The sequence below is a fragment of the Pseudomonas sp. zfem005 genome (assembly GCF_032621735.1).
In the GTDB taxonomy this organism is placed as follows: Bacteria; Pseudomonadota; Gammaproteobacteria; order Pseudomonadales; family Pseudomonadaceae; genus Metapseudomonas; species Metapseudomonas solani.
In genome coordinates, this window is the sequence record NZ_JAVYJE010000006.1 from 360349 (window position 1) to 371790 (window position 11442).

Annotated in this window: 9 protein-coding genes and 1 pseudogene; all 10 read right to left on the reverse strand. The window is 65.0% G+C overall.

Features of this window, described 5'->3' with window-relative positions; genetic code table 11:
• Positions 1-1098: 1098 nt before the first annotated feature.
• A complete protein-coding gene (locus RTW82_RS15980; RefSeq protein WP_316925685.1) occupies positions 1099-2052 on the reverse strand; it encodes a hypothetical protein in 954 nt (317 codons plus the stop codon).
• Complete coding sequence (locus RTW82_RS15985; protein WP_316925686.1) at positions 2052-3425, reverse strand: hypothetical protein; 1374 nt, start codon at positions 3423-3425, stop codon at positions 2052-2054. The genes RTW82_RS15980 and RTW82_RS15985 overlap by 1 nt, the downstream gene beginning before the upstream one ends.
• Positions 3422-3829 carry a hypothetical protein gene (locus tag RTW82_RS15990; RefSeq protein ID WP_316925687.1) on the reverse strand — a complete coding sequence of 136 codons (408 nt, stop codon included), beginning with the start codon at positions 3827-3829 and terminating at the stop codon, positions 3422-3424. Before RTW82_RS15990 ends, RTW82_RS15985 begins: the two co-directional genes overlap by 4 nt.
• On the reverse strand, positions 3830-5590 hold the full coding sequence (locus RTW82_RS15995; RefSeq protein WP_316925688.1) for a hypothetical protein: 1761 nt from the start codon (positions 5588-5590) through the stop codon (positions 3830-3832). It abuts the gene before it with no gap.
• Positions 5590-6096 carry a hypothetical protein gene (locus tag RTW82_RS16000; protein WP_316925689.1) on the reverse strand — a complete coding sequence of 169 codons (507 nt, stop codon included), beginning with the start codon at positions 6094-6096 and terminating at the stop codon, positions 5590-5592. Before RTW82_RS16000 ends, RTW82_RS15995 begins: the two co-directional genes overlap by 1 nt.
• A 9-nt stretch (positions 6097-6105) precedes the next feature.
• On the reverse strand, positions 6106-9399 hold the full coding sequence (locus RTW82_RS16005; RefSeq protein ID WP_316925690.1) for a phage tail tape measure protein: 3294 nt from the start codon (positions 9397-9399) through the stop codon (positions 6106-6108).
• Between the two features lie 236 nt (positions 9400-9635).
• Positions 9636-10106 (reverse strand): hypothetical protein, encoded by a 471-nt coding sequence (locus RTW82_RS16010; RefSeq protein ID WP_300936777.1) that lies wholly within the window; start codon positions 10104-10106, stop codon positions 9636-9638.
• 45 nt (positions 10107-10151) lie between these two features.
• Positions 10152-10637, reverse strand: a complete 486-nt coding sequence (locus RTW82_RS16015) for a hypothetical protein (protein WP_316925691.1) — start codon at positions 10635-10637, stop codon at positions 10152-10154.
• 81 nt (positions 10638-10718) lie between these two features.
• Positions 10719-10955: a hypothetical protein gene (locus RTW82_RS16020; protein ID WP_316925692.1), complete on the reverse strand. Its 237-nt coding sequence runs from the start codon at positions 10953-10955 to the stop codon at positions 10719-10721.
• Positions 10956-11042: 87 nt separating this feature from the next.
• Positions 11043-11442: pseudogene (locus RTW82_RS16025) on the reverse strand (hypothetical protein); the annotation flags it as partial.

Sequence of the window (11442 nt, forward strand, 5' to 3'; positions counted from 1 at the left end):
CGTGATGTTCGCCGTGGTGGCCGCGCGSACSGGMGYYTTCCAGGMRWASCCCTGGAYTGCSGCRTCSAGTTGSGMSYKGGTRACYGCRTCCTGSGGRYTYACMSCRTCSGCGAGGKYGRTSRSSYKGAARCCGYYSRSGTCRAGCRKGTTSGTYWRYTTCATGGRKTGCTCCTAGTTGAARTASGCGCKGCCGRTCTSSGGCCGCCCGTGGRTGATCTGRACGATGTYSTSGTCGATGTAGGTGAYGTCSGGCTCKACYYKGYKGCCGRSGKRGTCRACKACGGTGACGCTGGGGAAGCGCTGMAGGTTGTGRGGGACSGTCCACACCGCCAGGGCGATGGTCTGATCCCATTGGAAGGTCGTWCCRCCCGGGGCGCCGTCACGSCCGGATGGSCCTTGCGGCCCGGTGGCCACGACGGCGGCTGGCGCTCGCCTGGGCTCGGTGAMGATCACAACCGGCTGCGCCACCACTACTGCGGGCGGGTTGTCAGCCATGGCAGCACCCTCCCCCGCTGCTGACGACCACYTCGCCRCGCAGCCAGCGCTCCACGCGWCCRTCGGTGTAGGYGAGGTCCAGRTCCCACTCGCCGCGYGTCCAGGTGATRGMGGMGGTCTGCTCRGGKGTKAGCACCATCATCAGCTGGCCCAGGCCGGTTACGGTCAGCCCRGCGCCCARCGTGAGCACGATCGGATCTGCGCCCTCCCCACGGATCTCGACTCGGGGCACTATGCCRGTGAGGTCCACCGGCARCTGGAAGACCAGCACGCCRCCRSWSGCCYTCAGCKRCAGSCCGTTGATGTCGTTGAACTCGACCGTGTCGGCRTCGAYSACRCGGGTCATRCGRCCMACGGWGGTKGCCTTGTCCAGGTTCAGGCCCTGGCCYTGCTGGATGCCCTCGCACCAGGTCATCCACTCCCCGGGMAGGCCGTGGCCRGGCACCGTCATSYKCAGMGGCGCGSTCKGYTGRATCKCCGTGATCGTCTTGTAGGTGTAGGTCGGCTGCATSAGCAGGAGCGGCTGCTGCAGGGTGGCGCCCGGAATGATGGGCAGGTCTAGGCGGGCCGGCGTCATGCTGGCTACTCCTTGTGTCAGGGGTGTCAGGCGCCGGCGGCGCGGTGCAGGCGGAARAGCGGCGGGTTGGCGGCGGCCAGGTCAGAGCGCAGGAATTCCCAGGTRTCGGGCGCGCCGGTGGACCAGCTGATGGACCGYTGCARCAGCGTGTAGCGGCTGTTGCCGTCWGMKGAAACGCCCATCACWGGAGTYCCCACCGAGGCSGCGCGAACGAWCGGRGAGCCGTTCGGGTGRGCGGCCAGCCAGTAGCGGCGMCCWCCAGCCARGACCGCMGGAACATCYAGGGTCACGGTGGCCTGGCCCGTGGCGGCAGCCGAAACGCTACCCAAGGCGCCRGACAYGCCGRCGCCTGGCCAYCCCGCTGCATCCGACTCGTAGATCKWCATSSTGATSRMGCTGGAGGCCGCCGCSGTGGTGATGATCATCGACACCTGGTYGACGGTCATGTCRTGGGGMGGCACGAACGGCACGAGGTAGACCGTGTTCGCGGTCAGGAACTGCGTCGAGTTCGTGAAGCTCACCGGGACGGTGTCGGTCCAGGCGTCCTCCGGGATCTCGAACACCGGAACGCTGACCCAYTCCTCGAAGCGCCGCAGGTGGWGGCGGCCATCGTCRTTCACGTCCTCGATGCCGCCGCCAGGCCCCGTGCCMCCGCCGGMGTCRCGGAGCWGAGCGAGCAGSCCAGCMGTMACGCGGCCGCTCACGACCGTGCCGGGCGGCCAGAGCCTGGCAGCAGTCCCTTCCTGGGCGCGGGCGATGGTCAGCACGCCCGATGCGTTGGCGGTGATCTTCACGATCTCCCAGGCGTTTTCCTGGCCCGCCACATCGACGCCCACCAGGGTCGCGATGTAGTAGTCGCCACCGGTCATGCCGCTCAGCAGCGCGGCGCGGTCGGTCTCGATCGTCATGCTGGTGGCGCCGCTGGCCAACTCGGCCTGCAAGGTCGCCGCCCAGTTGTTCACAAACAGGGGTTTGGCCATCAGATCCATCCTACGATCCCCGCCGACAGGGCGGAGGCGATGTGAGTTACAGGGTTCCAGGCGCAGTAGGGCCTGGGCCCATACAGGCGGTTCCGGTCGGGGAACGTGACGATCGCCCCCTGGTGGTTCTCGTTCATCAGCAGCGGCGCGAGCGGCGTCGTGGGGCAGGCCGCGCCGATGTAGCGGTGCTCGGGCTGCGCAGAACCGGTCTCCTGCAGGCGCACGTACAGGCCCACCAGGTTGTTGCTGTAGACGACGATGTCCGAGTTATCCCCGGCCAGGACGCCGCCGATGGAGTCGCGGGGCATCAGGCGTTCGCGCAGGGTCAGCGGCCCCACAGCATCCACCGGCGACTCCTCGCCGGAGAAGGTCTGGCTGTAGATCGTCTCCCCGTTGAGGGTGCCCGATGCCGTCACCGTGCCCGGCGGCGACTCGTTGAACAGGCTGGCCAGGTCAGCCTCGCAGGCCAGCGTGCTGTCGACCTTCAATTGCCAGAGGAACCTCGAGCGCTTCGTGCCGCCGTCGACGGTCATGTGCTGCTCAGCCTCCTCGCGCCGGTACAGCAGGCACGGAATTGGTAGGCCGGACTCGTTGAACCAGGCCGCCCAGATCCGGTCGATGATCTCCCGCGTCTCCGTGCCGTTCGCCGAGATGGGGTTGCCAGTGCCGTCGTGCTCCACCACCAGGTCGGAGGAGTAGCCCGAGGTGCCCAGCGTCTCGGCCCGGGTGTATAGCACGGTGATGTTGGCGGCGAACGGCGTAGTAGCGCCGCCGGTGACCTCCACCAGCAGGAACCCCACCGGCATGGGCCGCTCCAGCGGGCCGTAGGCCACGTCGCGCATGTACAGCATCAGGATCGCTTTGCGGCCATCGCTGCTGATGTCGATCGGCACCGGCCACTGGAACACCGGAGCCTCGCCCTCCCCGAAGTCCAGGCTCGGAGTACTCTGCCCGTTGTCCACTGGCCACGTGACGCTGATCGTCTTGGTCTGTGGGGGCTTGCCGAACTCGCCCATGCGCTTTGCCTGCGCACCATCGAGGTCGATGACCCAGCGCGTGCCGTCCGGCGAGCAGTAGAGCCAGCCGCCCAGGCCCTGCCCGTAGAGCGCCGTGCCGCTCAGGATCGCCTCGTTCCACCATTGCCGCCCTGCTGCCTCGTCCTCGGCCGCCTGTTCCGGCGTGCGCACCACTGCGGGCGTGCCGGGCACGTAGATGCGGTAGTTCGTGCTGCCGGTGAGAGGGTGCTCCTTGGTCTGGCCGTTGGGCAGCACGATCTCACCCTGGCTCGGGTTGTCGGCCGGTCGGATCAGTCCATGCCAGCACCAGCCCCACACGTTGACCTTGTCGGTAGGGACGCCTCCGATGTTGATCATCGCTTCGGCTCCGCCAGGATCACCTGGTGATCCGCCACGTTGTCCGCGTCGCGGAACTTCATGATGTGCACCGGCGGAATCTCCAAGGTGAAAATCCCTTCGCTGGTGGTCAGCACCAGGTCGGCGTAGTAGGTGCGGTCCGGCACCGTGTCGCCGTCGCCATCCACCTTGGTCTGTTCGGTCAGGGGCCAGGCAACGCCTTCCCCTGTTCCGCCGGTAGCAGCCGGCTCAACCCACACGCCGCGCCCCCGGGTCGCCGGGCGCAGTCCCTTGCGCTCGAGCGTGTTGAGTTCCTGCGTGCGGCGCCGGCTGGTTTCAAGGCTGTTCAGGTCGCGCTTCAGCGAGCTCGCTCGGGACGAGCTCACCCCCGCGCGGATAGCGGCGCGTTCTTGGGCAAGGGTCATTTACAGCTCCAGAAGGTCGTTCGGCACAGCGACTCGGTAGGTCTGCGCCTGCTCCACCTCGTACTCGTCTCGGTGGTCGGCAGGCTGTTCCGGCGCTTCCAGGTCGAAGCGCCTCTCGAACTTGTCCTGTGTCGAGTTGTAGTTGGTGTAGTTGCCGGAGAAGCCAAGCAGGTCCTCGTCGTAGGGCGGGCTGTCGACGTGGCCGGAGAGCTGGGTCGGCAGCTGGATCAGCACCGGCATATCGCCGGATGGCGTACTGGCCGGGGCGCCTGGCACGGTGAGCGGGTCGGTGTCATCACCGCCGCCCTGGCTCACCGCGAACTGAATCGAGGTGATGGCCGAGCCGCTGTCCAGGTCCCACTGGTGCGCGATGCTGAACATCCGAGCCTGGCAGACGATGTTGCGCCCCAGGATCACGTCCTCTACCCGTCCGGTGTGCTCCAGGCGAATAGCCAGGCAGTCCGCCGTGGGGAGCTGGTAGGCGAACCGGTTGCCACGGTGGGCGCCGAGGATTCTGACCCTCCCGACGTGCATCAGGCAGCTCAGGGCCTGGGCCCGTCTCTCATCCTCGCGAATGTCCACCACCCAGTCGCCCAGGGCGTCCTGCACTGCATCTGCGTCCGGACCGGTGAAGGTCGCATCCTCGAAAGAGTCGGCGCGGTCGCTCTCGGTCTCGATCGCCACCCGCTCCCGGTCGATAACCTCGCCCGCCTGGGTCACGCTGGCCGGCGCCTCGATGCGCAGCTTGTACTGCTCCGTCACCGGCTGGACCCAGCGCATGGCGCTGTCCCAGGTGGCACGCACCAGCAGGTCAGGGTAGGGGTTTGTCCATCCCGACGGCGGGTCACACAGAGCCCCCGAGCCAGTTGGCGGAAGCCGTTCCCAAACGACGTTGATGATGGCCTGGTAGCCGGCCGTCTCGCTGGCCTGAGTGACCATGGCGATATCAGGCAGCTCGGTTCCGTCCTCGCGGTGGTTGAAGCAGAAGCCGTCGATGACGGTCAGGCCTACCCAGGACGGATGCTCCCAGAAGAAGGGCTGGTGGCGCTCACGCAGCCGAGGGAACCGGTAGTCGCCCTCGATCTCCACGACGTTGATCCGCTCGCTCAGCTCCACCGGTATCCACTCGATGGACTCGAACAGCACCGCCCCGGCCGGAACGATGAAGTGCGGCTCAGGAGTCGGGGCCCACTCGGTCACCTGCAGGGCGCCCTCCAGGCTGAGCTGCAGGCTCGCCGGCCGGGTGCTCATGCGCTCGGCGGCGTAGTCCCAGCGCGAGCGCCCTTCCACCTCTTCGAACACGTCCGCCGACCACAGGCCGCCGGTGATGGCGTCGATGCCGGCCACGTCCATGGCCTCGACGATCTCGTTGAGGCGGTCACTGCACTCGCAGGACAGCACCCGGGTTTGCAGGTTGAACTGCGGCCCCGTGATCTGCCCCCGGAAGCAAAGCGCCATATCCCAGCCCGAACCGTTCCAGACCATGAAGGACAGCTCCACCTTCTGGCCCTGGTAGCTGGCCGGGTTCACCGCCTCGCCCAGGAACTGCAGGTCGAAGTCGGCAATGCAGCGAGCGCCCTCCTCCCTCTGGATGCTGATGGACCCCGCCAGCAGGTGGCTGGAGTCCACACCGTTGAGCATCAGCCGAACCGACCACAGCACCGACACCACAGGATCAATCGTCACCGGCGCCGGTGGAGCGCCCACAGCAAGGCCGCCGTTCAGCGGAGCCCCGTTGATCGGCGAGCCATTCAGTTGCATCAGACTTCCTCGGCGGTGATGGTCCAGTCGTGGGTGTTGGCCTGCGGGTCCATGGACTCCGGCGGCGGTTCGCAGAACACCGTGAATTGCGGCATCCAGCAGACCTGATAGAGGGTGGCGCCCGGTACTTCGGTGATGGTGAAGGCGTTGCCGGTCATGGCGACAGGCGTTTCCATCCATTCGCGGCCGACCAGCGCCAGTGCCCAGGGCGCCTTGTCGGGGCGCGCAGTACCGACGATGGAGCCGGTGAGCGAAGTGGTGCTGATAGAGAGCTGCTTCGTGCAGCGCAGCTCCAGCGGCTGGCTGAAGTCCAAGGCCGAAAGCCCCGGGCCCATCCAGCCGCTGCCACGCAGGCTGACGCTCATCTTCCGCCAGTGCTGCATCTTCACCGCCGCACCGCCGGAGCGGCGCACCACAGTCGATCCGCCAATCGGCGAATACTCCTGCGACACAGGCCCGCTCCAGCCCTTCAGCGGGATACCGCCGAGCATGACGTCCGGGATCATGGTTGGTCCTTATCGGGTGGAGGATCTGCCGCGCTTGCGGCGCTCATCACGGAGGCGCTTCTCGAAGTCGTCAGGGCGCATGAAGGCGGGGATCTTCTGCCCGTCGCTCTCCACGATCGTGATACTGCCAAGCTCAGGGATCGCCCTGTCAGCACTGGTCAGCGCCGGCTGACTGAGCGAAGGGGTGATCCGCGACGTATCGCCGACCAAGCCGCCGATGTCGTAGCCACCCCAGCCCTTGCGAACCTGGTCAAGCACCGCAGCGACGCCGTGGCGCCGCATGGCACCCAGGACAGCGACGGCGCCGGGCTCGCTGACAACAGGCTGAGGCAGGACGTACTCGCCGCGGTGGACGATCCCGGCCGGCTGATAACGGCCGCCGAAGCCAGTGAAGCCGCCGGCGGCGAAACCCTGCTGAGGAAACTGGGAGAAGCTGTTTCCTTCCTGATACACCGACTGACCGCCAGTTCCGGAGGCGCCGAGGACGGTGGTGATGGGAATCACCAGGTTCGCCTTCAGCGTCTCGGCCAGAGCCGAAACCTGGGCCTGGGCCTGGGTGGTCGCCTCGGGGTCAAGAACAGGCGTGACCGCCACCTCCTTGACCTTGTCGATACCATCCTTGCCCGAGGTACCGATGGCGGCGTAAGCCTCCTCGGCGATCTTCTGGGCGGCCTTGGCCTGGCCGGCAAGGGCAAGGGTGTTCTTGTCCCCGGCCTTCTGCAAATCCTCCAGCACCTGGGTGGCCTGGTCGGCGTACTTCAGCGCCTGGACGTAGTCCTTGCTCTGCAGCGACTGCCGCGCCTTCACCGTCAGGTCGCTGGCCTGGTTGAAGGTCGGTTCCTTCTCCTGGTTCTTCTCGCCGGCGATGTTCTTGGTCCGGTCCTGGATGCCCTTCAGCAGGGCCTCCTGTTCCTTCTTCGCCTTCTTCTGCGCGGCGGTTTCCTTGGCGGCGTTCTGGATCCGCTGGTTGGTGCCGGCCTCGGCGTCCTTGGTCATCTCCGCCTGGGTCTGCTTGACGGTGGCGGCGAGCTTCTCGTGAGACTCGCCGGTCTCGTCGTTCGCGGCCTTGGTGTTCTCGAAGTTCAGCTTCGCCAGCTCGAACTGCTCGAAGTAGCCGTCCTTGATCGTTTTGACCTCGGCGTCGGTGCGGTCCTGGATCTCCTTCTGCCGTTTCTCGTACTCCTTGGTGTCGGAGTTCTTGGGCGTGATCGTGTCAGCGGCGAGCTGAAGCGCCTTGGCGGCGGCCTGGCCGTACTGAGGAATGGTGCCAATCACCACACCCAGGTCCCGAGCAAAGCCCGCGAACTTGGTCCGCACGTAGTCCAGCGGGTTGGTCATCAGGAACTTCAGGGCCTCGAACTGAGACTCTGCGAAGCCCTTGATCTGCACGAACGTGGTGTGCAGCCCCGAGGCCAGGGCAATGCCGGCCTGCTCCACGAACAGGAACTGCTTGCGCAGGTAGGTGCCGAACTCCCAGCCAGCCCAGAACGAGCCGATGACCGACAGCGCCCGCAACGCCGTGGCGGCGGCCGGCGGAATCGTGCCAAGCGCTGCCACGGCGATGGACGAAGCCTTCTGCGCAGCCGTGGCGATGCCGCCGAAGCCTCGCGTCGCAAGCGCCAGCATGTTCTGGCCGAAGACCCGGGTGGCCACCTTGTCGATCGTGGCGAAGGCGGCGCCGACCTCAGTGATCAGCAGGCGCCCAAGGAGGCGGATGCCCTTGAACAGTAGGCCACCGCCCAGCAGGTAGATGATCCCCATCAGGGCCGTCTGGCCGGTCTCGCCGGTGCTCTTCAGCCACTTCGCCAGCTCCGAGATCTGCTTGGCGACCTTGGTGATAACCGGAAGCGCCGCCTCGCCCAGCTCCGCGAAGGCGTTGTTTATTGCAGTGGATGCCTTCCGAACCTCTACTGCCGCGCCAGTGTTGTAGCGCTGAAACTCACGCTGGACACTTCCTGCATAGGCAGTCTCCTTCGCGACGGATGCTAGTTGCTTTCGGTATTCTCCCATCGCGCCCGCGAGCTGGCTGATGTCGTCGGCGTACTCCTGCCCGAAAAGGACGGTGATCGCTTCCGCGCGGCCGCGCGTGTCGAGCTTCCCGAGTTGGGTCAGGAAGTTGTCTAGGGCGCCTTGAGCATCCTCATCCATGCTGCGCGTGAATGCATCCACATCCCCCACCAAGTTCTTCAACTCGGTCTGGAACTCATCAGTCTGCACGCCGGCGGTCTGCAGCTTGTTGAGTAGGGCGTTGATGCCTGTGGACGCAACTTCTGGGCTCTTGCCCAGAGAAAGGAACGTTGAAGCCAGGGCGGCGATCTGGGTGTCGACCAGGCCGAATTGCTTACCGATACCACCAACACGCCCGAGAACATCCAGGATCTGCGCTTCGCTAGCCTGGCTGTTGTTGGCCAACTGATTGACAGCGTCGAGAAGCTTGCCAGTCTGATCGATCGGAATAGAAAGAACGGTCGACAGCGTCGAAATGCTGCTCGCGGCCTCCGTGGTGCTCATCTGGAAAGCGACGCCAACCTGGGTGGCTTGCTGCACAAACCCACTGAGCTTTTCGCTTGCTACGCCGAGTTGGCCGCCAAGGGCAGCTGTCTCCAGCAGCTCCGATTGCGCGATCCCGGTCTTCTCAGAAAGCGCCTCAAGCTCTTTCTGAAGATCGGCAAGCCCGGTTGGCGTGCTGAAGTCGACCCTTGCCTCAACCCCTTTAAGGGCGTTCTCGAGGTCTACGGCGGGCTTCACGGCCTGCTGAATTGCAAGTCCAACCGAAACTGCTTCGCCGACAAATCCCAGCCGCTCTCCACGCACCGCGTCTCGCCGGGAGTTCGCGTTCTCAGAGCGCTGGTTCGCCTGCTGGACTCGCTGCAGCCTGGCCTGCTGATCAGCCAAGCGCTGCTGCTCGCCGGTCAGGTTCTTGACGTCGATGCCGGCGCCCTTGACCTGTGCGCGGTATGCGGCGAGCTGCTTGGTCTGGGCATCCAGGGAGCGCTTGCTCTTTTCGAGGGCTCGCTGCGAGCGGGCGAGATCCTGTTCGAACGACTTCACCGGCTGGCCAGCTGCGGCGATGGCCTTCTTCAGGTCCTCGACGCGCTTCTTGTTGGCGAAGAACTCGCTCGAGGTGGCCTTCGCCGCCGCCTGCATGCGCTCCAGGCCATCCACCAGCTGCCGCTTCTTCCCGGTCTCCTCGAGCTCCTTGCCGAGCTGCTCGACGCTCTTGTTGACGTCCTTGATGCTGTTTCTAAGGGCGGCGGTCACGGCTCCGCCGATGACGATTCCGATGGAGACGTCGTTGTTCATTGGGAAGCCCTAAGGAAGATGCATCCAGGTTTGGATGCATCTGTCTCGACAGAGTGGGGTGGGTTAGAGGGACTTCAGGAATTCCTTGAAGTCTTCCGGCACTGCGCCGGCGGCGCGGGTGATGTACAAGAGCATTCGGTCGTTCTGACGCTCCTGGGACCTGATCGCGCGGAGGTGGCCGCGTAGCTGCGGCAGGGTCATTTTCAGGATGTCGGCGCGGCTATGCCCGTGGCCGATCAGGCGCTGGGCTGCTTCAAAGAAATCGCTGCGGCCAGGCGAACCAGGTTCGCCCGAAGCTGGGGACGCAGGCGCAGGTAGAAAAAATCGAGGTTCACTTCGACGATAGCCAGCAGCAGACCGAGGAAGTCGTCCAGGCCCAGCCGAGAAACATCCTCGATGGGGCGACGGGTGAACAGCGCGGTCAGCGCATACAGTTCCGGCTTGTGCCGCTCGATGAGGTCGAGGATGTCGACGCGCTCAAGGGCGCGCTCGAACATGGCGGCCGTGTCGGCGCCTGCCTTTCTGGACGCGTCAAGCTCGGTAGCAACCACATCGAACTCGTCCCGCATGCCGGCGATGAGGCGCGAGACCTCACCAACCTGAGCGACCTCGATCAGGTAGATCATGAACCCGGGGGCGCGGATCGGTACCGGAATCGGCTCGCCTAGAAACTGGGAGAAAGTGCTTTCTTGCTCAGGGGCGGGCATTTGCAGCTCCAATAAAAAACCCGCCGAAGCGGGTTTAGTTGTCGTTCATAGTCCGAGCCTTTGTCGGACCAGGTCACTCACGCGGCACTCCGGATCACAGCCAACCTTTTCCAGGTAGCCACTTTTGAAGACCAGTTGGATTTGCTCGCCAGCAAACCCGGCGCGGTAGAAAAGAACCTGCGTTCCGTCGTCTTTCAGTTCACCGACTGACTCGGGGTGCTTCCAAACCTGGTATTCGCGAAGGTCATCGAAAGTCATGCCCTTGAAAATGCCGTTGAATGAAACGCGTTTGCTGTAGCCCGCCCTCTGAACCTCTCGCCATTCGGCGTCGCTCAGGTTCGGCCACCTCTCTTCAGGAGGGCCGGGGACAAAAGCTACCTGCGCGGCCTCATCGGTCGCCGCTTCCGGCGCTGGACCTGAAACAGCATCCGGCGTGCTCATCTTCCACCACAGGAAGAGAGGGATACCGATCAGCAGCACAGCCAGGGTGAATACCGGGTTGATGTGGTTCGCTGGTCTTTCCTTGGCCATGTCGGGCCCTCCGTTCTGCAGATGATCCAGTTCTGGACCATCAGATGCGCTCAGGTTTGAGCACATCTCATCGGAGGGAATCTAGCCTATCTGTGCTTCCTCGGTCACCTTCGGGGTGTAGCCGTACCCGTTGCGGCCGAAGATGTCCGCCGGGCCGTTGATGGGGTCGTAGCAAGCCAGGAGCTCGCCGTCTGTGCGGAAGTACAGGTCGATGCTTCGCTCCGGATTGCTCGGGGTTCCATCGCCGCGCACTGCCGAAACGTGGATTACCTGCATGAGCGTCGCGCGTGAAGGTGGTAAATGCATCTCGACCGGCATGATGTGCCTCCTGCATTGAGATGCCCTGAACTATCAGGGCATCTCCTGAATATGAGGGGTGGGCCCATCCATGGGCCATGGCGCCGATCAGGTCGCCGGGAGCTCCTTCTTGATGCGGAAGTACTTCGAGGTGCCAGCGCCCACCTTGGTGGTATCGCGCAGCACCTTGGCCGTAGCCTCGAAGCCGCCGAAGTCCTCGGTGTTGATCCAGTCCATAGTGGTGGCCAGGTTGAGGCGGCACTGGAAGAAGCGAGCCTCGACGCGCTTCTGGGTGCCGGCGGCGTTCTCGCCCTCGAAGAGGAACTCGAAGGTCTTGCCGCTGTTGGTCAGGGCCTCGATCACGTCCACCGCGGCGGAGCTGTAATCGACGCTGACCTTGTACGGCGTGCCGGACGGGGAAGCCTTGATGGCAGTCTCCAGCGCACCGCCGGCCACGACCTCGATACCAGAGCCGGTCATGACCCAGTCGTCGAACTCGTCGAAGTCG